At 45.3% G+C, this 23,897-nt stretch carries 19 protein-coding genes; 7 read left to right on the top strand and 12 right to left on the bottom strand.

The features are described 5' to 3' along the window. Window positions 1-63: 63 nt before the first annotated feature. Window positions 64-234, bottom strand: coding sequence for a YqaE/Pmp3 family membrane protein (locus JGK11_RS16060; protein ID WP_293205156.1), 171 nt, complete (start codon window positions 232-234; stop codon window positions 64-66). Between the two features lie 39 nt (window positions 235-273). Then, entirely contained in the window at window positions 274-1,218 is a 945-nt protein-coding gene (locus tag JGK11_RS16055) for a fused MFS/spermidine synthase (protein WP_293176650.1), read from the bottom strand. A 701-nt stretch (window positions 1,219-1,919) separates the two neighbouring features. Here JGK11_RS16055 and JGK11_RS16050 point away from each other — a divergent pair. The 4 genes from JGK11_RS16050 to JGK11_RS16035 all read left to right on the top strand — a co-directional run bounded on the left by JGK11_RS16050 (window position 1,920) and on the right by JGK11_RS16035 (window position 8,619). Beyond that, window positions 1,920-2,939 carry an ABC transporter substrate-binding protein gene (locus tag JGK11_RS16050; RefSeq protein ID WP_293176648.1) on the top strand — a complete coding sequence of 340 codons (1,020 nt, stop codon included), beginning with the start codon at window positions 1,920-1,922 and terminating at the stop codon, window positions 2,937-2,939. Between the two features lie 120 nt (window positions 2,940-3,059). Then, on the top strand, window positions 3,060-5,165 hold the full coding sequence (locus JGK11_RS16045) for an ATP-binding protein (RefSeq protein ID WP_293212262.1): 2,106 nt from the start codon (window positions 3,060-3,062) through the stop codon (window positions 5,163-5,165). 575 nt (window positions 5,166-5,740) lie between these two features. Beyond that, window positions 5,741-8,302 carry a primosomal protein N' gene (gene priA, locus JGK11_RS16040; protein WP_293205152.1) on the top strand — a complete coding sequence of 854 codons (2,562 nt, stop codon included), beginning with the start codon at window positions 5,741-5,743 and terminating at the stop codon, window positions 8,300-8,302. Between the two features lie 185 nt (window positions 8,303-8,487). Then, window positions 8,488-8,619 carry a hypothetical protein gene (locus JGK11_RS16035; protein ID WP_293176642.1) on the top strand — a complete coding sequence of 44 codons (132 nt, stop codon included), beginning with the start codon at window positions 8,488-8,490 and terminating at the stop codon, window positions 8,617-8,619. Between the two features lie 175 nt (window positions 8,620-8,794). Here JGK11_RS16035 and JGK11_RS16030 read toward each other — a convergent pair whose 3' ends face one another. Next, on the bottom strand, window positions 8,795-9,289 hold the full coding sequence (locus JGK11_RS16030; protein ID WP_293189185.1) for a hypothetical protein: 495 nt from the start codon (window positions 9,287-9,289) through the stop codon (window positions 8,795-8,797). Window positions 9,290-9,488: 199 nt separating this feature from the next. On the opposite strand from JGK11_RS16030, the gene JGK11_RS16025 reads away from it, so the two are divergent. After that, window positions 9,489-9,707: a hypothetical protein gene (locus JGK11_RS16025; protein WP_293189187.1), complete on the top strand. Its 219-nt coding sequence runs from the start codon at window positions 9,489-9,491 to the stop codon at window positions 9,705-9,707. 207 nt (window positions 9,708-9,914) lie between these two features. Continuing rightward, on the top strand, window positions 9,915-10,919 hold the full coding sequence (locus JGK11_RS16020; RefSeq protein ID WP_293189189.1) for an MvdC/MvdD family ATP grasp protein: 1,005 nt from the start codon (window positions 9,915-9,917) through the stop codon (window positions 10,917-10,919). A gap of 567 nt (window positions 10,920-11,486) precedes the next feature. Here JGK11_RS16020 and gltD read toward each other — a convergent pair. From gltD to JGK11_RS16000, 4 genes are all read right to left on the bottom strand, one after another. Further along, window positions 11,487-12,971, bottom strand: a complete 1,485-nt coding sequence (gene gltD / locus JGK11_RS16015) for a glutamate synthase small subunit (protein ID WP_293189191.1) — start codon at window positions 12,969-12,971, stop codon at window positions 11,487-11,489. A gap of 570 nt (window positions 12,972-13,541) precedes the next feature. Continuing rightward, a complete protein-coding gene (locus JGK11_RS16010; RefSeq protein ID WP_293176632.1) occupies window positions 13,542-13,943 on the bottom strand; it encodes a DUF202 domain-containing protein in 402 nt (133 codons plus the stop codon). A 178-nt stretch (window positions 13,944-14,121) separates the two neighbouring features. Further along, complete coding sequence (locus tag JGK11_RS16005; RefSeq protein ID WP_293176630.1) at window positions 14,122-14,544, bottom strand: DUF202 domain-containing protein; 423 nt, start codon at window positions 14,542-14,544, stop codon at window positions 14,122-14,124. A gap of 493 nt (window positions 14,545-15,037) precedes the next feature. Then, window positions 15,038-16,243, bottom strand: coding sequence for an EAL domain-containing response regulator (locus JGK11_RS16000; RefSeq protein ID WP_293176628.1), 1,206 nt, complete (start codon window positions 16,241-16,243; stop codon window positions 15,038-15,040). 424 nt (window positions 16,244-16,667) lie between these two features. On the opposite strand from JGK11_RS16000, the gene JGK11_RS15995 reads away from it, so the two are divergent. Further along, window positions 16,668-17,189 carry a heme-binding protein gene (locus JGK11_RS15995; RefSeq protein WP_293176626.1) on the top strand — a complete coding sequence of 174 codons (522 nt, stop codon included), beginning with the start codon at window positions 16,668-16,670 and terminating at the stop codon, window positions 17,187-17,189. Between the two features lie 146 nt (window positions 17,190-17,335). Here JGK11_RS15995 and JGK11_RS15990 read toward each other — a convergent pair whose 3' ends face one another. The 5 genes from JGK11_RS15990 to JGK11_RS15970 all read right to left on the bottom strand — a co-directional run bounded on the left by JGK11_RS15990 (window position 17,336) and on the right by JGK11_RS15970 (window position 23,858). Continuing rightward, window positions 17,336-17,752, bottom strand: a complete 417-nt coding sequence (locus JGK11_RS15990; protein WP_293176624.1) for a secondary thiamine-phosphate synthase enzyme YjbQ — start codon at window positions 17,750-17,752, stop codon at window positions 17,336-17,338. A 180-nt stretch (window positions 17,753-17,932) separates the two neighbouring features. Beyond that, window positions 17,933-19,042 (bottom strand): glycosyl transferase, encoded by a 1,110-nt coding sequence (locus JGK11_RS15985; RefSeq protein WP_293197762.1) that lies wholly within the window; start codon window positions 19,040-19,042, stop codon window positions 17,933-17,935. Window positions 19,043-19,285: 243 nt separating this feature from the next. After that, window positions 19,286-20,383: a chemotaxis response regulator protein-glutamate methylesterase gene (locus JGK11_RS15980; protein ID WP_293176620.1), complete on the bottom strand. Its 1,098-nt coding sequence runs from the start codon at window positions 20,381-20,383 to the stop codon at window positions 19,286-19,288. A 6-nt stretch (window positions 20,384-20,389) separates the two neighbouring features. Then, entirely contained in the window at window positions 20,390-21,403 is a 1,014-nt protein-coding gene (locus JGK11_RS15975; protein ID WP_293176618.1) for a hypothetical protein, read from the bottom strand. A 157-nt stretch (window positions 21,404-21,560) separates the two neighbouring features. Then, a complete protein-coding gene (locus JGK11_RS15970) occupies window positions 21,561-23,858 on the bottom strand; it encodes a HAMP domain-containing protein (RefSeq protein ID WP_293176616.1) in 2,298 nt (765 codons plus the stop codon). Between the last annotated feature and the right edge of the window lie 39 nt (window positions 23,859-23,897).

Below are 23,897 nucleotides of genomic sequence, written 5' to 3'. Positions count from 1 at the left end.
ATCCCTGCGCTGCTGACAGATATTGTTTGTGAACCCGCCCTTACAGGTCTTTTTGATATCAACCTAGCCCCGATCGTGCTTGGCAATTACCCAAATAGCGTGAACAACGCCGGGAATAAATCCCAAAAATGTCAGAACCAGGTTGATCCAAAAATCACCTCCAATTCCGACGGTCAAAAATACGCCCAGCGGGGGAATAAAAATTGCAGCGACTATGCGGATTAAACTGCCCATGTGAGTTACTCCAAACGACTTTTCTCTTTCAATTTAACTTCACTGACCGACAGACCCTTTCCCGAAAAATTTAGGCGGTGCTGCGATCGTGTAAACTTCGGTTTCCTCGGCGATTACTTTTCGTAAGTGACCGGGAACTTGCATCAGTCCCAACAGTGTAATCCCGTCTAACATCCGCAACCCACCAATTGTTTTGTCGGCGAGCAATTTGTCGGTAACTTCAGGTTCTGGCCGCGTGTTTATTTCTTGGCTGGAAGCTACCGCAAAACCCCAAGGAGCTCCGTAGGTAGAAATAAAGCTGGTGCAGGATTGAACGTTGGGGAAAACCGATTTCAGGGTGTTGACAATGCGGGCGTGCATTTTCATTTCTGCTGGAGAAACTGGGCCCGCTTGCACTACGAAATACCCGTTAGGTGACAGTATTTTGCGGACTTTCTCAAAATACTCCTTGGTAAACAACTGGAAAGATGGCCCTTCTTCAATGGGATCGGATAAGTCGGAAATCACAATATCCCAATCGTTATCTGTGTTGTCTAAATAGTCCAAAGCGTCGCCGATTACTACTTCGGAACGGGGGTCGTCAAAGGCGTTTTGGTGCATTTCTGGCAGGTGTTCGCGGCAAGCTTCTACTACTTCGCCGTCAATATCTACCATCACTACTTTTTCAACACTTTTCCAGCGCAACACTTCTCTAATTGTAGCTCCTTCGCCACCGCCGAGAACTAGCACTTTTTTGGGCGAACCGTGAGCAATCATGGCTGGGTGCACGAGGGGTTCGTGGTACAGAAACTCGTCGCCTGTACAAGATTGCCATTTGCCGTCCAAAACTAAGCCTTTACCGTAGGTGCCGGTTTGAACTACGTACATTTCCTGGTAGGCAGTTTTTTTGTAAGCGAGCACGCCGATGATGCCGTGAACGTAAATATCCCAAGGGGTAATGTACTCGCTCATCCAAAAGTCTGCACGGACTTCGCTACCTGACATTCAATACTCTCCCAATGTGAACTGCTGTGTCGATTTTCTCGCAAGTATTAATTCCTACCATAAAATGGCGCTGGTGTGTAAGTGCGATCGACACATGGGAGTTATAGCCTTTCCATCTCCCATATGAGGTACTCATGGACATTGGGCAAACAGGGCATTTGGCAAACAGGGCATTTGGCAAACAGGGCATTTGGCATTGGGATACCTCAACTTGCATATCCACAATCTCACCGCGACGCACCTGACAAACTCTCTGCGGTGTAAATAATCATCCGTTTCACTCTTTCCCAACACTTCTTTTATCGCAAAACTCGATCGCAATGCTATTCATATCATTTATAACAAATCGTGCTACAAAACAATTGTTGGGCTTGCTCTACCCGATGGGTAAGGTGCGTCGCTATCAGATTTGCAATTCAATGCCAGTAATTTATCGCAAGCGACACATCCTACGAATACTTTTATCGCAAAACTTTATAAAACTGGTGTTAATACTTGTACCCACGCAGGTTGGCTACAAAGTTGTTGGTCACAGGTTATTTGTTGCAGGGCAATTATTCACTTTCAAGTCGCTGCTAGAAGTTGGCGATCGGTGTTTATATTGAATATATTGGTCAATATTGGCGATCGCACCACCTGAACTTAAGTGCTGACCAACAAGTATAATTTACTAATCAATAAGCAGGAGCTTACCTAAGTATATGCTGAAAAATCTTCTGATGTTTGACCTCAAGTTTTGGAAAAAAGTGAGCCGGAAACTAAAAAGCTTTATGCTTGGCATTGCGACAGTCACCCTGTGTACAGTGATATTAGCTAGTTGCACGAAAGCAGAAGCCCCTTTGCGAGTCGGTGCCAATGTTTGGCCTGGCTATGAAACTCTGTACTTGGCTCGCAGTTTAGGGTACTATGACAATACTCCTATTCGATTAGTAGATTACCCTTCAGGTACAGAAGAGGTACGAGCCTATCGAAATGGAGAAATTGAAGCAGCGGGCATATCCATCGACCAAGCTTTGGTATTGGCAGCAACCAATCCCGACGTAAAGATTGTAGTTGTAATGGATTTTTCTAACGGTGGGGATGTGATTCTCGGCAAACCAGAGATTCCAAATTTGCAAGGCTTAAAAAACCGACCAGTAGGCGTCGAATCTACTGCACTAGGAGCATTCATAATTACCCGTGCCTTAGAACAAAAAGGTATGTCACCTAAAGATATCAAAATTGTTTCTTTAGGAGTATCGGAACATGAACGAGCTTTTAAAGATGGAAAGGTAGATGCTGTTGTTACCTTTGGATATGCTCGGACAAAGCTGCTAGCAGTAGGCGCAAAACAACTGTTTGATAGTTCGCAAATCCCCGGTGAAATTGTCGATGTTCTGATAGTACGCGACGATGTAATTAACAAGCAGCCCAAGGCTTTGCAGGCTTTAGTTGACGGTCGGTTTCGTGCCCTAGATTACTTGACAAAAAATCCCCAGGATGCTGCTATTCGCATCGCTCCCCGCACAGGAGTGACTCCAGAACAATTCTTAGAATCTTTAAAAGGGCTGAGCAGTCCAAGCCTCCAAGAAAATCAAAAGTTACTAGGGAAAACAGATCCGTCATTGCTGAATGGCGTCAAGCGATTGTCTCAAGTGATGCTAGAAAACAAGTTGCTGCCAAAAGCTGTAAATCCTGCTCCTTTGTTGGACGACAGATTGGTCAAGAAAGTGAAATATTGATCGATTATAATTCTAGTTAGTCGGGAACAAATATGAGTTTTAAGTGACTATTGATTTGCATATTTTGGGTTGAAATTAGCAACAACAATCTAGGAACTCAAATTTATATCATTTCTAACTATGAAACAATTCCCTTTTTCTCTACGTTTATCAATTCCTTTAATCCTGTTGACTTTCGGCAGTTTGCTGGGTTTATTTTCTTTTGAACGAGAGGTACATCAGTCGTATCGGCGGCAAGAAGAAAAAGGAATTAACGATTTAAAGTTTTCTGCAAATCAAATCTCAGGAATGCTGGAATATTTGTACCGCAGAGGAGATGTTGAGCAAGTGGAAATCGCAATTAGCAAGTTGGGTAGCGAGCGAAATATCCGCTTAGCGTTGCTTTGTGATGAAAATAACCGAGTAATTTTGGCAACCCGTTACGAATTGCGGAATCACCCGATCGCCGAAATCTCGTTACCTAACTATTTGCCAGAAGAATTTTTCAAAGTTCGGGAAAAGATGTCAGGAGAAGTCAAGCTTGCTCAAAATAAAGAGAGTACCTGGGCAATTTATCCGGTTTTGTTGGGGGCCCAGCCGGGAGAAGTTCGTCCTTCGAGAGTCGGCATTCTTTTGGTAGAGTATGATATTTTGTTATTCAAGCAGCAATCTTATGCAGATACTTTGCAGCGATCGGCCGAAACGAGTATTGGGTTAGCTGTATTTTGCATAATTGTCTGGTTGTTTTTTGATAAAACCTTGACAGGGCGGGCTGCGAGGCTGGTAGCAGCGAGCAATAGCTTCAGCCAAGGAAAATTGGACGCGCGCGCGCAACTGGGAGGATCTGATGAACTTGCTCAGATTGCGGCCGCTTTTAACCAAATGGGCGATCGCATTCAGTCTGATACGGAGGTGCTCCAAGACAGCGAGAAACGTTTCAGAAGCTTGGTTTCCAATCTCCCGGGTGCGGTTTATCGATGGGTATTCGATGCCGACTGGACGATCGAGTTTATCAGTGATGCGATCGCAGATATTTCGGGCTACTCCGCCACCGATTTTATTGACAATCGAGTGCGAAGTTTTAACAGTATCATCCATGCTGAAGATGCAGCAATGGTACAGAAGATTATCGATAAAAGAATCTTGAAAAAACGGGATTATATCATCGAGTACCGCATTATTAGAGCGGATAGGACTGTGAGATGGGTGTCAGACAAAGGTCAAGGCATATTTAATGAAAACGGCGATCTTCTCTGGCTTGACGGAGTAATTTTTGACATCACCAAGCGCAAGCACGCTGAGGCAGAAATGCGTCAAATTTTAGAACTTAAGGATAAACTTGCGGCTACTGCTACTGCTCAATCTAAACAACTCAAACAAACTCTGCAAGATTTACAGAAAACCCAGGCTCAACTAATTCAAACAGAAAAAATGTCTTCCCTCGGTCAAATGATCGCTGGTGTAGCCCACGAGATTAATAACCCTGTTAATTTCATTCACGCCAATCTTTCTCACGTTAGTACCTACAGTCACAACCTATTAAGTTTAATCGATTTGTACCAGCAGGAATATCCGAATCCTAAGGCGGAAATTGCAGATTTGATTGAAGATAGCGATCTGGAGTTTGTCGGCGAGGATCTGCCGAAAATATTGTCTTCAATGAAAGTGGGTACTAATCGCATTCGTGAAATTGTACTAAGTTTGCGAAATTTCTCTCGCTTGGATGAATCAGACCTCAAACCAGTGAATATTCATCAAGGACTTGATAGCACGCTTTTGATTTTACAGAGTGCTGTCAAAGCCAAACCCAATTTTAAGGAGATTGAGATTGTCAAAGATTATGGAGATTTGCCACTCATTGAATGTTATGCGGGGCAGCTAAATCAAGTATTTATGAATATTTTGAGTAATTCTATATATGCTTTGCACAATCCCGAAAATCACGATTCCCAAAAACATCAAGCTCACTCTCAAGGTCAGATTATAATTAGTACATTTATTTCAAAAAACAATTTGGTAAAAATCAGTATTAAGGATAATGGGCCGGGAATAGATGACGCAGTGAAAACAAAAATTTTTGACCCTTTCTTTACGACAAAACCAGTGGGTACAGGTACAGGTTTGGGGCTATCAATTAGCTATCAAATTGTGGTGGACAAACACGGCGGGAGGTTGGAGTGCATATCGACAGTGGGAGAAGGGACTGAATTTGCGATCGAGATTCCGATCGCCAAATCCCGCAGTTAATCTAAGCTGTAGCCTTTCTCAGAAAGATGAGGTACTAATGGGCATGGGGCATAGGGCATAGGGCATAGGGCATAGGGCATAGGGCATAAGAGGGTGCATCTGGCGCAAGGCAAATATATCCGTAGGGGCGAAGCATGACCTCCGTCAATATGGGATTATAACTAATAACTTATATGCGGTCATGCTTCTTCAGGCTTCAAAAACCAGATGCACCCGCATAAGACTAGCGGGCATACCTCACTTTTTTGAGAAAGGCTATATTTTTAGTTGACTAATTTACAGATATCGGCTAATGAAACGGCGCCGCGAGCAAAGTGTGTCAATTTGAGCTGCGAATGTATTATCACTCTGCTGTCTGACTATTAGGATCTATATCCCCTCTAACCCCCTTAAAAAAGGGGAGTAGGGGGTGGGACAGGAGTATTCTCAAAGTCCCCCTTCTTAAGGGGGATTTAGGGGGATCTAGACTAAGTTAGAAGCGAGATTTTTCAGGGATTTTAGTCTTAATAAGCTAAACTGAGGGATAATAAAAACTCCCTATGACCGCGGCTCCTCCTAGTTTGATGTGAAACCCTATGTCTACTGTCACTTTTGGTTTATTAACCCCCTCCGCGGCAGAGGCCGGGGCATCCTACGGTAGCAGCCAACCGCCGCAACGCCCCACCACATCGGCACAGTGGATCGAGGTGTTGGTGGACTCTCCTTTCAGGGGCGCGGGGGACTCGCCGGGGGAGGAAAACAAGTTATTTACCTATCGCTTACCTGCGGAATTGAACGTGCAGCCGGGGGATATTTTGAGTGTACCCTTTGGCAGCCAACAGGTAGGGGCGATCGCAATTCGGTTCGTTTCTCAACTGCCGGCAGACTTAGATCCGGGGCGGGTGAAAGATGTCGAAGATGTTGTCAGTACGGGCTTTTTTCCGCCTACTTACTGGCAATTGCTCGAACGAGTATCTGCTTATTATTGTACAACATTAATTCAAGTAATTAGAGCTTCGCTGCCACCCGGTTTGTTAAGCCGTTCCGTGCGCCGAATTCGGTTAATTAAAGATGCTGTTTCTCCAAATGCCGAAACATTTTTGAATCCCGCCGCGAGTCAAATTTTGCAATTGCTGCAAGCTCAAAAAAAGGGCGATTACACTTGGCAATACCTTCAGCGCCAAGTCAAGGGAAGTTATCGGGGATTGAAAGATTTATTGCAACGCGGTTGGGTAGAAAGTTATTTAGAACCGCCCAATCCTCCGAAACCACAACTCAAACCGGCAGTGATATTAATCCCCAGCGCCTTTGTCACGGATTTAACTAAGCGCCAACAAGAAGTATTGGAAGTTTTGCGGCGCGGCGGCGGTGAAATGTGGATGAATGATTTGCTGAGAATTTGCAGCGCGGGTGCTTCGGTTGTCAAAAATTTGGAACAGAAAGGTAGCGTTGTCATCGATCAAAGGGAAGTTCTCAGGGGCGATCGCGGAATTGCTCAATTACCCGATGCACCGAAAACTTTAACTCGTTTTCAAGCTGAAGCTTTAGGGTTTATTAACAGTTTTTCGGGATTCCGTCAAGTGCTGTTGCACGGCGTTACCGGTTCTGGTAAGACTGAAGTGTATTTGCAGGCGATCGCCCCAATCCTCGCCAGTGGCAAATCCGCCCTCGTGCTCGTCCCGGAAATCGGGTTGACACCGCAACTGACAGACAGATTCCGCGCCCGGTTTGGCGAGCAAATTTGCGTGTACCACAGCGGGCTATCCGACGGCGAACGTTACGATACATGGCGGCAGATGCTCACAGGAACGCCACAAATTGTCATCGGCACGCGATCGGCCATTTTCGCACCATTACCGCACCTCGGCTTAATTATCCTCGACGAAGAACACGACAGCAGCTTCAAACAAGACCAACCAGCGCCCTGCTACCACGCCCGCACCGTTGCCAAATGGCGCGCCGAATTAGAAAATTGTCCGTTAATTTTAGGTTCCGCAACGCCAGCTTTAGAGACGTTGGTAGGGACGCGCCGAGATTATCACTCGTTACCAACTATCCATTATTTATCATTACCAACGCGCGTTTATTCCCGCCCGATGCCGCCCGTGGAAGTAGTGGATATGCGCCAAGAATTGCGGCAAGGGAACCGCTCAATTTTCAGCACTTCTTTGCAAAATGCCCTGGAACAATTGCAAGCAAGACAACAGCAAGGCATCCTATTTATTCACCGCAGAGGACACAGCACGTTTGTGTCTTGTCGGAGTTGTGGCTATGTGATGGAATGCCCGAATTGCGATGTTTCTCTATCTTATCACCAGGTCGGCGAAGGCACAGCAGAAATCCTGCGCTGTCACTACTGCAACCACACGGAAAGACATCCTCAAAATTGTCCAGAATGCAGTTCTCCTTACTTCAAAAACTTCGGTAGCGGCACTCAGCGAGTGGAACAGGAATTAACGAGATTGTTTCCAGAATTGCGGGCGATTCGGTTTGATAGCGATACTACTAGAAATAAGGGCGATCACCGCCGATTGTTAACTCAATTTGCGAATGGGGAAGCTGATATTTTACTTGGTACGCAAATGCTGACGAAGGGGTTAGATTTAGCTCAAGTTACATTGGTGGGAGTTGTGTCTGCTGATGGATTGCTGAATTTATCGGATTATCGCGCCAGCGAACGGGCTTTTCAAACTTTAACTCAAGTTGCGGGCCGTGCGGGTAGAGGCGACGATCCGGGGCGGGTAATTATTCAAACTTACACTCCCGAACATCGAGTGGTTCAAGCTGTGAAGCGGCACGAATATACAAGTTTTGTGGAAACAGAATTAGCAGAAAGGGCGGCGCTGAATTATCCACCTTCGGGGCGGTTGATTTTGTTGCGGTTGAGTAGTGTGGATGCGGCGGAGGTGGCGGTGACTGCGGTACAATTGGCGTCTGTTTGTCAACAGTATATCGATCGACTTTCGGTGACTGGCTGCGAGATGTTGGGGCCTGCACCGGCGGCGATTATGCGGGTGGCGAACCGCTATCGGTGGCAGATTTTGCTGAAGTTACCTGTGGATGAGTCGCTGGATTTGTCGGATTTGGTCGGGTTGCGCGATCGTACGCCGCGTTCTGTTAGTCTGACTATTGATGTCGATCCGTTGAATTTTGGTTGATTGGGGATGGAAAAGCGAGAATCCCCAATAAGACGGCGGTTGAAACCGCGTCTACACAAACAATGTCCACCTCCGTGGACTGAAGAAAACAACGTAATTTAAACGGCCGGGTCTTCAACCCGCGGAGGCGGGTTTTGTCTGTATAGACGCGGTTTCAACCGCCCGGTCTTCTTTCAGAAAAAGACTTGGTTGATATTTTTTCTACTGAGTCTTTGGTGGCTGAGGTTTTGAATGGTAACAGGGAACTGACGGTGAGTCAAATTCAGAAATTAGCTGAGTTATTTCATTTATCGCCTGGGGCATTTAAGATGAATTAGAATCGTAGGGTGCGTCAGCTTCGACGATTGTGTAAATAATCGATCATCTCCAAACTGACGCACCTGATACCTATTTCACCCGGTGCGGATCTATGAGATTTTCGATATGCAAGGCGAGAGATTTTTAATTTCGACGCATCCTACAACTACTAAAATTGGTTTGTAGTGACTACTTCTATTCTGTTAAATCGACTTGTCGAATCTCTTCTAGCGTCATATCCAAACATTGCGCGATTTGCTCATCGCTCAATCCTATTGCTTGCAAGCGAGCAATCGCCTCAATTTTCGCCTGCTGCTTTCCCCGCAAAAACTCAGGCGACTCTTCCTGTGATGTGCAGATATTTAAAGAGCCAATTACATGACCGCGAGCGACATGATTTCCACTAATGACGCCGCCTGTAACATTGCTAATCATCGACTTCCGAATCAGTGCAGATCGCAAATTTAATTTATTAACATCTTCTCCAAAAGCATCAGAGAACAACTGCCATAGCTCGTAGCCCACATCTTTAGCATAACCCTCAGTACAGTTCAGCCCTTGGGCAATATCGCCGTACTTTTGCCGCTTCAAAACGCCCTCAATCACACCAACTTGCATATCATCTAAATGCTTGCCAGTTTTCGCAAAGACAACTTCATCCGCAAAAGCCAGTGCTTCCTTAACGTTCACCCGCGCCTCCTCCCAATATCCGAGCGATCGAACTAAAACCGTCTAGATCCGACTATTTTCGCCTTGAATACAAAAACGATTAAAGCTTTATCAAAACTTTTTATATTATACGACTTTATCCGACCTTTTTCGACTATACAAATTAATTGGCAAGCTGTAGCATTGTGAATATCAAATCATCGCTCAAAGAAACTAACTTATGACGACTACCCAACTCGCTCTCGACAAAAAAGCAAATCCTTTGATGATGCACCTGAGCATCTCGCCCAAGTACGGCATTTCCGAAGAGCAAGCTAGCTACGATCCCAGCACGCAGACTTCTAACATCACCTCCATGAGCGGCTCCTGGTCTACTCGTGCTGGCTCCAGTATTTTTCAGTTTGAACCTAGTGATGACGACCAGCAAGAGGACGACTAGAATTTTGAATTACTAAGAAATAATTCGATCGCCCTTTATGTTCTTGAAAGACCTGTATGAATTTTTGCATGACAGGTCTTTCACTGTCAACATTATTTCAATTAGTTTGATTGCGATACCAGTTTCAAAAAAAATCCAACCGCATACAAGCTCGAAACCCATACATAATCCATCATTTCCAATCTAAAATCTAAAATATAAAATAGTATGACTGACCTTTTAATCGTGACTTCCGAGACAGACATTCATGCAGATGTCGTTATCAACGAATTGCAAAACTCAAATATTCGAGCAATTCGATTGAATTCAGAAAGTTTTATTAAAACAAGCAAATATGCTTACTCGTGGCAAGCTTCTGGCAATCCCAGTCAAAGTTTTTTGTCCTTTGAAGACTCCTTGAAAGAAGTTCAAGATATTGGCGTGATTTGGTGGCGCAAACCACAAGATTATCAAGTGTTTCCAGAAGTTGATGATGCTTGGGCAATCAAGTATTGTCAAGAAGAAACAGAATCTTTAATATACTCTCTGTCTGGCTTATATCCCAAAGCGAGGTGGGTCAATAACTACTACAAGATTAGATTGCCATCCCATCGCATCAACCAAATCCCCATTGCTCAAAAACTGGGAATTACTATCCCTCCAACACTTGTCACAAATTCCTACGATGCTGCTTGCAACTTTGTGACACAACAGGGAAAGTGCATTGTCAAACCGATGCGCTACTCTGGATTCCTACATGATGAAAAACAGTACGCTTGCTATACTCGCCCCATTGATGTAGAAACACTTGAAGCATTTCGAGAAAGCATTCGATTGGCACCTATTTTTATTCAAAAACGCATTCAGAAGAAGGCAGAATATCGCGTTACATTAATGGGTAAACATGATTTTGTCTGTCGCATTGACGCCAAACATACCAACGATGCAGACGTGACATTAGATTGGCGCGTCACCGAACCGGATAAACTCGTTCACGTTCCCGACAAGCTACCAATTGATTACCTCAACAAACTCCATCAAATGCTTGACGAGTTAGGCTTAAATTTTGGTGCATTCGACATTATTCGCGACGAGGACGACACGCTCTATTTTATCGAACTTAATCCCAACGGACAATGGTATTGGATCGAAATTCTAACTAAAATGCCGATGGTTCGCGCAATGGTGGAACTCATCGAAGATTTAGCGCTTCAATATCAACAGGATTGCTAAATTCTCTCAGGAATTACACATTCTATAGAGATTGCTTCGTTCCTAGCAATGACAAAGAATCAGCGCTGAGATTGCTTCGTTCCTCGCTGCGGACAAGGAATCAGTGCTGAGATTGCTTCGTTACAAGGAATCAGCGCTGGGATTGCTTCGTTCCTCGCTCCGGACAAGGAATCAACGAACTACAGCGACAATATTTGAGTAAACAAACTTAACTAAGAACATTGTAGCTAGGATTATCTAATACTAAATCCGGGCTTTTACCCCCTTGATGATGGTGGTGGTGCGTCGCTCGTTGAATCTTGGCAAATATCGAGAATTATTCGTGGCGACACACCCTACTTTCTACTAAAATAGGTTCGTAGTGAGGACTTTAGTCCGCAAGAAAAGAAAGGACTGAAGTCCTTACTACAAACCTATTTTGGTTCGTAGTGAGGACTTTAGTCCGCAAGAAAAGAAAGGACTGAAGTCCTTACTACAAACCTATTTTGGTTCGTAGTGAGGACTTTAGTCCGCAAGCAAAGAAAGGACTGAAGTCCTTACTACGAACCTATCGATCGCATCAATCAACTAAGGTAAATCGGTTTCACCCATCAAATAAAGGTCGCACTCCCGGGCCACGCCGCGCCCTTCATTAATCGCCCAAACCACCAAACTCTGACCCCGGCGACAGTCCCCCGCCGCGAAAACTCCCGGAATACTCGTTGTATACTTTTCGTGCTCGGCTTTCACATTGCTGCGCGCGTCGCGTTCCAATCCCAGCGCATCCAGCAGCGGCTGTTCCGGGCCCAGGAAGCCCATCGCTAGCAAGACAAGCTGCGCCGACAAGACTTTCTCGGTACCGGGAATTTGCTTCGGAATGAACTGTCCTTTCTCGTTTTTCGCCCACTCCACCTCAACAGTGTGCACGGCTTTGACGTTGCCCTTTTCGTCGCCCTCGAACTTCGTGGCGGTGGTGAGATAGCCGCGCGGGTCATCGCCGAATTTGGCTGCGGCTTCTTCTTGGCCGTAATCCAAGCGGTAGACTTTCGGCCATTCGGGCCAGGGATTGTTGGCTGCCCGTTCCGAGGGCGGTTTGGGCAGGATTTCTAGCTGTACCAGGCTTTTGCAGCCGTGGCGGATGGAGGTGCCCACGCAGTCGGTGCCGGTGTCGCCACCGCCGATAATCACCACATCTTTGCCTTCGGCGGAGATGAAGTTATCGTTGGTGCTCTTGTCTAATACTGCTTTGGTGTTGGCTGTCAAAAAGTCCATCGCGAAGTGGATGCCTTTTAATTCCCGCCCTTCGATGCCTAAGTCGCGGGGTTTGGTGGCGCCGGTACAGATTACAACTGAGTCGTATTCTTTTAGCAGTTGTTCGGCTGGTAAGTCTTTCCCGACTTCGGTGTTGCAGACAAATGTTACGCCTTCGTCTTCGAGGACTTTGAGGCGGCGCATCACGACTTGTTCTTTGTCCAATTTCATGTTGGGGATGCCGTACATTAACAGGCCTCCCGGTCGATCGGCTCTTTCGTATACAGTTACCAAATGACCGGCTTTGTTCAATTGCGCCGCAGCCGACAAACCAGCGGGCCCGGAACCGATAACAGCGATTTTTTTGCCGGTGCGTTTAGCTGGTGGTTCGGCGGTAATCCAGCCTTCATCCCAGCCTTTATCGATAATCGACGCTTCGATATTTTTAATCGTGACAGGCGGGTTGTTGATGCCGAGCACGCAAGCGCCTTCGCAGGGTGCGGGACAGACTCTGCCGGTGAATTCGGGGAAGTTGTTGGTTTTGTGCAGTCTGTCTAGGGCATCTTTCCACAATCCCCGATATACTAAGTCGTTCCATTCGGGGATGAGGTTGTTAATCGGGCAGCCGCTTGCCATGCCGCTGATGATGCTGCCCGTGTGGCAAAATGGGATGCCGCAGTCCATGCAGCGCGCGCCTTGGCTGCGGAGTTTGTCTTCCTCCATCGGTAGGTGAAATTCGTCCCAGTTGTGGATTCGATCGACTGGTGAGAGTTCGGAGGGCAATTCGCGCAAGAATTCGATAAAGCCTGTTGGTTTTCCCATAGTGCTGTTTTTGTTAGAATTTACTATTCTGATAATTTGTCAAAGCTGAGGCCTGTAGGCTTCTGAAATAACTATTGTGATATAAATTGCGGGCGATCGCACCTCAGATAGATCAATTCGTACCTTACATCTTCTATATTGCCCTAGCTACACATCATCTCGCCCAAAAACGCTGTTTGTTCTTTAGTCTGCTTGGCCTAGACGAGAGTTTGACTCTGACGTGGTTTCAAGCGTCGAGTCCGATTTTTTGGATATATGGCACTATTCTCAACAACAGGCGTTTTGCCTGTTCCACAAAGAATTAATTTGATTGTGGGCTGTCCCGCCCGCTTTTCAATAACTTATTGAGAATAGTGCCATATCTCAAATATTGCTGATACTCCCACATCTGGCAACTTTTCAGCGCAGTCCCATCGTGCTGCTCTCTAAATACTATAATACCAGTAGTTTTTATAATAAAAGTGGTTCTTAAGGAGGACTAAAGTCCTCAGGAAGAAGGACTAAAGTCCTGACTACGAACCTTTTTTGTGACGGGTGATTTACTAGAGATGGTATCAATGCTTTGTGCAATCAATTGGGGATAACAAAACTGCGCGAACTTACGGCGGCTGCAAAAATAAAAAAAATTACTCCCATCCCCAATAACCCAACAGCTAAACTGAAGAGAAATATCAACCCATCTGACGGTTCGTAGGTATTCTCATCAATTTGGCGGCGCACAATAAAGTATTGTTTAGTTGAGATTAACACGGTTGCTAAACCCACCAGAGAGAAGACTAAACCCAACTTCCAACCCGTGCCGTGACGGTGCTGTATGGGGATTTGCACGACGCGAAACCGCACGATCAGGACGCCAAAACCCATGAGGGCGATCGCACTTCGCATCCACGACAGAAAGGTTCGTTCGTTTGCAGAGCGATCGATCGCCTTTGACAGATTTTCCTGCTTGAGTTTTTCCTCGTCTACTGTCATCGGCTTGAAGGAAATATCTGGGGCGATCGCACTTTTAGATATAGCGGATCTAGCGAAAGATGAGGTACGTTGTTGGGCTTTAGCCCTCTTAGTCTAAGCGGTTATACGATCTGCCAGTTATACCTCATCTTTTTGAGAAAGGCTATATATTTTTAGATATATTTAGGAAACACTCGGATTATTCGGGACTCATGAAACTAGCTGCGGTACCGGGAACTGAAAAGATAAAATAAATTACTCCCATGCCCAAAAGTACGATCGCCAAACTAAACAGCAGTACCCACCTGTCCGTAGGTTCGTAAGTATCGTAATCGATATCGTGACGCACAGCAAAGTAGTGCTGAGTGGAAATTAACACTGTCAGCAAACCCACCACAGAAAACAGCAAACCCAACTTCCAGCCATTACCCGGAGTCGGCAAAAGAGGCGGGTGGAAGGCTCGCAGGCGGACGATGACGACGCCAAAACCCATCAGGGCGATCGCTGTTCGCATCCACGCTAAATAAGTGCGCTCGTTTGCTAAATGATCGCGCACCCGCGAGGGATTGTGTCGCTTGGTTTTTTGCGTATCTGCTTTTGGCGATTTAAATGGTAACAGCATAGATCGAACTCTTAATTTTGGCTGGAAACCTGGAGGAATATTTATTTTTTTAGCTTCTCTTCTGGTTGTATCGGAATGATTTAACCACAGAGAACACAGAGGGCACAGAGAGGGAAGATAGAGATGAATACAGAACGATCGAATCGGATTTGATATCAGGGGGAACTTGTATGCGCTAAAGCAGAGATTTTATGTTATCATTTTAAGTCAGTTTATCTCAGCTTAAACCATAAAATTTTATTAAAATTATCATAAATATTTATTACCCAAAACTCGTACATTATCTGTCTTGATAGAAAGAAAATTACAAAGGTTTTATTGATATTTATCGAGACAGAAAGAGTGGCAGTAGCCGATAAGTAAGCTGTACTGAATTTAAATTGTATATTGCGATGACCATCAAAAATTCTCTCCTCCTTTCTTTACCCTCCGAGCGAAGCAGTTATAGTCCTCTCCCTCTCGAACAGCATACACAATCTAGATGCAGTACAGCTTATTTCCCCTCTACTAGCAACTCCTCAAAATCCGCGGCCGGCACGGGAGGGCTGAACAAGTATCCTTGCATAGCATCGCACTCGTAGCGCCAGAGAAAATCTCTTTCTGCTTCTGTTTCAACTCCTTCGGCAACTACTTCAAGACAGAGACTGTGCGCCATTTCAATAATCGCTTTCACAATCGCTGCATTTGTGCAACCATCGGTAATGTTGCTGATAAAACAGCGGTCAATTTTTAAAACATCGAAGGGATATTGTGTCAGATAGCTTAAGGAAGAATAGCCTGTGCCGAAATCGTCAATAGATATAGAAACTCCTAAATCTTTCAATTGTTGCAAAGTAGCGATCGCACTTTCGGCATCCTTCACCATCATACTTTCGGTGAGTTCTAATTCCAAACTGCTCGGTGCTAAACCAATTTCTGCTAAAATTTCGGCAACTCTGCTGCTGAGATTCGCCTGGTTAAATTGGCGCGGCGACAGATTTACCGCTACTTGCTGCAAGGAAAAACCAGCGTTTTGCCAAAGTTGCATTTGCCTGCAAGCTGTTTGCAAAACCCACTCGCCTAATTGTACGATGAAACCAGTTGCTTCAGCATCTGGAATAAATTCGGCGGGCGAAATCAGCCCTTTTTCTGGATGCAGCCAGCGCACTAAGGCTTCGGCGCTCATAATTTGACCCGTCTGAACATCGATCTGCGGCTGATAGTAAACTTGGAATTCTTCTCGATCGAGGGCGCCGCACAGATTTGTTTTTATCTGCTCTAATTTATCTGCGGCTTCTTGCAGCAATTCGTTGCTTTCCGATCGCAAATTACTCTGCTGTTTGGCCAAAGCTGCTTGTTTTTTCAAGCGGCTCGATACGGCGCCTACAAGTTCAGCTTTAGTAAAAGGCTTAGTCAGGTAATCATCAGCTCCCAATTCCATGCCTTGGCGCATTTCAGAGCGCTCGGCTTTACCAGTCAGAAACACAAAAGGTACTGTAGCAGTAACAGGATGCGATCGCAATGCCGCCAGCACCCCATAGCCGTCAAGTTGCGGCATCATTACATCGCAAAGAATCACGTCAGGAAGATTTGACACCGCCGCATTTAAGCCGATCGCTCCATTTTCTGCACCCGTCACGTCGAAACCTTCAGCTTTGAGGAGTTTGAGAATATTCTCGCGAATTACTCTATCGTCCTCAATCACTAGAATCTTGTTCATATGTCATTCCCTGAAAGCGATATAATTGACCCTGTAGTTGAACCCGATCGGTGTGAGAATAGCTGAGAACGCACAGCTCGATCGACTTCACAGCGGAATATTTTCCGACAAAAATAGCAGACGCCCCTGAAAAACCCTCATTTTCCAAGGACAACTTGATTAATGTTTCTCTGCTTACTTAGCGCCGTCCGTATTATTACGAGGTTAGTTAATAAATCTCTAAACTTAATTTTAGGCGATCGACAGTTAGCAGCACCCTGAATAACTGCTAAACTGATTGTGCCACTAGAGCGATCGTCTGCAAACAATCTCAACCTATTTATAACAGTTGCCAAAAACAATGCAACTGCCCGCAAGTTTAAAACCCTTGCGGAGTAAGTCTTTCCTCATTGTTTAGTGTAAAACCTCAAATCAAACATCAAAAATGGTATTACCAAGTGGATTTCCTGAACCCGCAAATATTGGCGTCATAGAAGTTAAGCAATATCCTCAGTACCGCGCTGTCACCTACACCCACGCGGGCGATTTGCGACAAGCGACAGGAATCGCATTCAATCCTTTGTTTCAACACATCAGCAACAACCAAATTGCGATGACAACGCCAGTAGAAGCGCGCTACACTGCAACTTCCGAGCAAATCGATGCAATTCCTGTTGCAGAAGTTTCATTCCTGTATCCCGCACCAAATATCGCCCCCAGCAGCGTTAACCCTGCTGTGGAAGTCACGGATACTTCACCGATGACAGTTGTCAGTATCGGCGTGCGCGGCGCCTACACTTGGGAAAGCTACGAAAATAACCTCTCCCAACTCAAAGATTGGCTTCAACAGCATCCCGAATACGAAATAGTCGGGCCGCCGCGCCGCTTTTTTTACAATTCGCCCATGACGCCGGAAGCCACTAAAATCAGTGAAGTACAAATTCCTATCGAACGTTCTAATAAATAAAGTCAGCAGTCAGCAGTCGGTAGTTATTTGTTATTTGTTATTTGTTATTTGTAAGGGGATACCAATCACAAATGAGTAGCAACCAATTACCAATTACCAGTTACCGATGCCCCATGCCCCATGCCCCATGCCCCATGCCCATCCTGTCAACTGCCGCTGATGTGAACCACGAGTTCGCGAATGTGGCCCCGCTGGCGGTGTTCCCAAAGGTAAATTCCCTGCCAAGTTCCTAACAATAATCTACCGTGTGCGATCGGGATTTGTTCAGAAGTATGAGTCAGTACAGTGCGAATGTGCGCCGGCATATCGTCTGGGCCTTCGGCATCGTGAATGTAACTTGCGCCCTCCGGTACCAGTTTCGCCAAAAAATTAGCCAAATCCGTCAGTACATCCGGATCAGCATTTTCTTGAATCACCAAGCTAGCAGAAGTGTGGCGCAAAAACAAGCTACAAAGTCCTGTTTTAATACCTGAATTTGCTACCACATCTTCTATCTTAAGACTGATATTGTACAGAGACTTGCCTGTAGTTTTAATTTTGAGTATTTCTTGGTGATGAAGCATTCGATTTTAGATTTTAGATTTTAGATTTTAGATTTTTTGCATCAATCTTTAATTGATATGTCAACCGCAGATGTCAGGCAGATTAACACAGATAAACGCAGATAATTTCAAGATAGCAAAGCTTGGGAATGCAATTGTTCGTCTATTGTTGGTGTAGACGAGATTTCAATCGCCGTCATCCTAATCCTCATCTTTAAAATAGTCTACAACAGCTTGGGCGATCGCCTCCGTACCGTGCTTATCCAACTTATCCGACAAACGGGGCGGGTGCAGCGGCTTGTGCAAAAACCCCCAATCCCCCTCAAAAAACTCCGCCGCAGTCACAACTTGGTGTTCCGCATACTTTTCCAGCCACTCCAACAAGACAGCAGCTTCGGCAAAACCATCTCTCATGATAGAAACAACAGGTATTTCCAAGCGCAAAGCTTCCGAAAAAGTGCTGTATCCCGGTTTAGAAACCATGCGGCCGCAGACAGGCATCATATCGACCGGGCGCGGTAAAATTGGGAAAGATTGTGCAAACTGCTGATGTTTGACTCTAATCAAATTCGGCAAATCGGGAGCTCCCGCATCAAAAGTGATAAATTGCCAATCGCTAAATTGCTGTAAATTGTGATAAGGAATTGCCTCTAAACCCAGTCCGCCAAAAGTCAGCAACACAGTTTTTTCCGGCGGTGATTCAATTCCAAATACTTCCCGAATTTTATCATTACTGTAGCGAGGATTGCCGCCAGTCAAGCCGACATCTTCAATATTAGGAAAAGCTGGCATCGGTTCGTGTAAAGGAAGACGAAAAAGCCGATCGCACTTTCCGAAGCATTCACCAATCCAATCCGCCATTTCGTCAAATTCTCCGCCCCAATCTCGATAGATAAAGTCCCACCCAAAATTGCTCATCATCCAGCAAGGAACCCCAGCCGCTGCGGCCATTCGCGTTGCTAAAGGAGGAATATCTGCCAGCACCAAACCCACGCGATTTTGCTTAAGAAAATTCACTTCGCCTGCAATTAGTGAATTTTGCTTTTCCCGAATTTCCCGCAATTTTTCGAGAGTCGCCTCTTGATCCATATGCAAACTATCAGCCTGCACAACTCCGACATCAAAAGCGCGGGGACGGAGGATGAAATCACCAGTAATATAACATTCTAGCAGCCAACGAGGTGCAGTTGTGGTGATAATTAGTAAGATATCTGGGTTTAATTCTTGGATTTTTGCAGCTACGGAGGAAACTCGGACGGCATGGCCGAATCCATGATTGGTGATGGCAATATATAATGTTGGTCGAGACATTGGTAATGGGTAATGGGTAATGGGGAATGGGGAATGGGGAATGGGGAATGGGGAATGGGGAATGGGGAATGGGGAATGGGGCATTGGCCCGCGCAGGGCATCGGGCATCGATCCGAAGAGAATTTGTAGCAACTAACTAATGACTAATAACGTTCGCGAGCGGGGACGCTCGCACTATGACTAATAACTAATAACTAATGACTACTGCCAACTGCCAACTGCCAACTGCCAACTGCCAACTGACTACTGACTCATTACTCGATCGATAATTTCGCGTGCCATGTCTTGTAAGGATACCACTCGATCGGCAAAACCAGAATTAACCACACTTCCCGGCATCCCCCAGACAACGCTGCTAGCCTCATCTTGAACGATAATCTTACCCCCAGCCTCCCGGATATTCTGACAGCCCAGCAGCCCATCCTGCCCCATTCCCGTCAGCACCACACCCAAAACTCCAGCACCGTAAATCTTAGCAGTCGATCGAAACAGCACATCAACCGCAGGGCGGCAAGAATTTTCTCGCGCCTCTTGATGCGTGCGAATACGCACCCCAAAACCCTGTTTTTCCAAAACCAGATGGTAATCACCGGGCGCTATCCAAGCAACTCCTGGCTCAACAATACTTCCCGTCACAGCCTCCTCCACTCTAATTTTGCACTTTTCGGTCAGGCGATCGGCTAAACGCTTCGTAAACACCGGCGGCATATGCTGCACAATCACAATTGGTACAGGAAAATTAGCCGGCAAATCCTGCAAAATAGTTTCCAAAGCATTTGGCCCACCCGTCGAAACCCCAATCGCTACAATTTCGATTTTAGATTTAAAATTGACCGCTGAATTCGACGAAATCAAACCCGATATAATTGGCAATTCTGTGGTATTATTGTGACCTTTAGCTACTTGAATATTCCCCACTTTTGGCATCTTGCCACCATTGCAAAAAACCTTAATTTTCGGAATCAATTGCTCGCGGATGTGTTCTAGCGCCGCTTCCTTGCTCTTCATATTATGAGGCTTAGTCACGTAATCCGTAGCACCCAGCGCCAGAGCATTTAAAGTAGCAACAGCGCCCAACTCTGTGAGCGCGCTAAACATAATTACAGGAATATTTTTGTCAAGTTTTCGGATTGCCACTAGCGTCTCCAAACCATCCATTTCCGGCATTTCCACATCCAGCACAATCAAATCTGGATTCACCTGAGAAATCTTGGCTAAAGCAATTCTACCATTGGGTGCAGTCCCCACAACCTCCAGTGCTGCATCGCCGTCGAGTACGTTACTTAACAATCGGCGCACCACTACCGAATCATCAACAATTAAAACCTTGATCTGGGACATTTTCTATTAAACTCGAAATAACAGATCGAGCAGTAAGCGAGCTTGAAAAAATAGAATTAAATCGCCTTCTACGCCAAGATCGATAATTTTAAAATGAGACATAAATAGTAGAATTGTTGAGCGCATATTAAAATTCATAGCGCTAAATATTTCCTCTGCTGAACCTTCTATATAGTGGGGAACTACATAACCGAGATTGTATTTTAAGGTATTACTAAAAGTGCCGACAATACCGCTAATAGCTAAATTGCCAATTTCTCCCATGATGTCAGCCTTATCTTGCTTGAATTCCTCGCTGGTTACATCGCCGCCGCCGTTGAGAGCTAAAACAAGAGCATCAGCAGCCTCGCAGGAAAACAACATCTGAGCCGAACCTGATAAATTGCCGTTAAAATCAAGCTGCGCTACAGCTATTAGGTTTTTTCCCAAGGTTTCAATTAGGTTTTTTTGCAAAAATATCGGGGACAGCGCTTGAGATGAAGGCATTTCACATTCTACCTCACACGCAATCATTTCGCTCATCTGAGAAACTGCTGTGCCGATGGCTTTGTTGACAACATCCTGTAATTTTGTGTGTTTTCCGGTTTCGAGCTTGGCTAGGTTGAAATTCCGCAGTTGACTGTGAGAATTAATTGGATCGGCGTTATTTGGATAAGCCGCAGTTGCCACGGTGTGCCGCAATTCTAATTCATTGTTAGTTTTTTTGAGAGTTGCGAATATTCCTGCCAGCGACAAATACTGAATCATATTCCTTGCTAAGTCGTCGCTGAGAATTATCGTGGGTATTTGTAATAATTGCAAGAATTGGATAATTGCTAAATAATTGTGTTCTATGGCTGCAAAATTTAGGATGACAGCTTTGGGATGGTGGCACTCAGCAATATCTAAACAATTGTATAAATCTGTAGTTGTGGCAAATACATATTCGTCTGCTTTTAACGTTTCGCGCAATGTCTGATTTTCTGAATCCGAAAAGCCTCCAATCAGAATTAATGAAATTGGTTTTGAGTAGGTTTTCATTTTAGGGAATTGAGAATTGGGAATTGGGAATTGGGAATTGGGAATTGGGAATTGGGGATTGGGAATTAATTATTTAGGGAGCGCATTGCCCACCTTAACTCACCCATTACTCATTACTCATTACCCATTATCAATTCCCCATTATCTATTATCCAAATCAATACTTAAACTGATTGACAAGTCCTTGCAATTGAGCGGCCGTTTTCGATAATTCGATCGCAGAATTTTGAGTATTGCTAGCACTGGTGGCGGTACTTCCCGCTGCATCGGCGACGCTGGTAATATTGCGGGCAATTTCGGAGGAACCGATCGCAACTTGGTTGACATTGCGCGCAATTTCGGTAGTTGTAGCCGTTTGTTCCTCCACTGCACTGGCGATCGTCGTTTGGAAATCGCTGATTTGGTTGATAATAGAAGTAATTTGGCCGATCGCCTGTACGGAGCTTTTAGTATCAGCTTGAATAGCCTCCACCTTCTTGCTGATATCCTCAGTCGCCGCCGCCGTTTGTTTCGCCAACTCCTTCACCTCATTCGCCACCACCGCAAAACCCTTGCCCGCTTCTCCAGCCCGAGCCGCCTCGATTGTAGCATTCAGAGCCAGCAAATTAGTCTGTTGGGCGATCGAAGTAATCACCTTGACAACATTACCAATCTCTGCACTACTAACGCCGAGTTTAGTAATAGTTTGATTCGTAGTTTCCGCCATCCTCACCGCCGAATTAGCAACCGTCGCAGCTTCCGAAGCATTCTTAGCAATTTCCTTAATACTCACATTCATCTCCTCGATGCCGGTAGCCACCGATTGAGTATTGCTATTAACTAAATCCGCCGCCGCAGATACCATCCCTGCTTGAGCCGAAGTTTCTTCAGCCGCCGCCCCCATATTTTGACTTTCGCTAATCAATTCCTCCGAAGCACTGCTAACTGCGATCGCAACTTGAGAAATTTGCTGCACCTGAGCGTTCAAATTAGCCGCCATCAGATTAACATTATCCGTCAAATCTTTCCAAGTACCGCTGATATCAGGAACAGTCGCCTGCCCTCCCAACTGTCCTGCAACTACCTGTTTCGCCAGCCCCGTTACTTCATCTGCAAAAGTATTAAGCTGGTCAACCATAGTATTCAACGTATTTTTCAGTTCCAGAACTTCTCCTTGAACTTCCACAGTAATTTGCTTCGACAAATCTCCCTTAGCCACAGCAGTAGAAACTTCCGCAATACTCCGAACTTGCTCCGTAAGATTAGCCGCCATAATATTCACATTACCAGCCAAACTCAGCCAAGTACCCGACAAACCATCAACAGTTGCTTGACCTCCCAATTTGCCCTCAACGCCAACTTCTCTAGCAACTCGCGTAACTTCTAAAGCAAACTCATTAAGCTGAACAGTCATTTCATTAATCGTATTCTTCAGATCCAGAATTTCCCCTTCAGCTTCTACAGTAATTTTTTTAGACAAATCTCCCTGAGCTACCGCCGTAGTAACTTCCGCAATATTGCGTACTTGATTGGTAAGATTGCTCGCCATTAGATTAACATTTTGCGTTAAATCTTTCCAGACGCCAGCTACTCCGTGAACTTGTGCTTGACCCCCAAGTTTCCCCTCAGTTCCCACCTCTTTTGCTACCCGCGTCACCTCTTTGGCAAAATCGTTGAGACTGTCAACCATTTGATTTAGAGTATCTTTCAATTGCGAAATTTCCCCTGCGGCTTCAACGGTAATTTTTTCATTCAAATCGCCGACGCTAATTGCCGTTGCAACCTTAGTAATATTTCGTACTTGATGAGTCAGATTTGCCGCCATCAAGTTAACACTTGCCGTCAGTTCTTGCCAAATACCCGATAGCCCTTCTACCTCTGCTTGGGTTCCCAATTTGCCTTCGCTACCAACTTCGCGGGCGACGCGAGTTACTTCTAAAGCAAAACTATTTAATTGGTCTACCATTTTGTTGAGAGTAGTCCCAATACGGCGGAACAATCCTTTGATTGGTTTGCCTTCAAACTCTAAGCTAAATTTTTCGGACAAATCGCCTTTAGCTACAGCGTGCAGCACTCGCGCTATGTCTATTGTCGGCGCAACTAAGCTGTTTAGCGTTGCATTCACCGCGTCAATACTGCTAACCCAAGAACCTTTAAATTCTTTGATTTCTCTTGATTTTGGTACTTTGCCTTCTTCGGCAACTGCTTGGCTGACGCGCTCTATTTCGTCAGCAAATTTTTCATTGACACTCACCATTTCATTAAAGACTTTGGCAATTTCACCCAAGCCGTTGTCCGCGGGTAAACGAACGCTAAAGTCGCCATCTCTGACTGCTGCCAGAGCGATAATCAGTTGCTGTTGGTACTGGTTGCTGAAACTCTCTGCTGTTTCTGCAATTGTTGTCGCTACCAAATTGCTGGGTTCCGAGTCAATTTCGGAAGATTCTGAGGCTGTTGATTGATTTTGTGTATCCATGTTTTAGGTAGTTTTATACAATTTATCAGGGAGGGCGAT

This window comes from Microcoleus sp. PH2017_34_RAT_O_A (assembly GCF_020737885.1).
Lineage (GTDB): Bacteria > Cyanobacteriota > Cyanobacteriia > Cyanobacteriales > Microcoleaceae > Microcoleus.
This window is presented reverse-complemented; position numbering and strand designations above follow the sequence as displayed.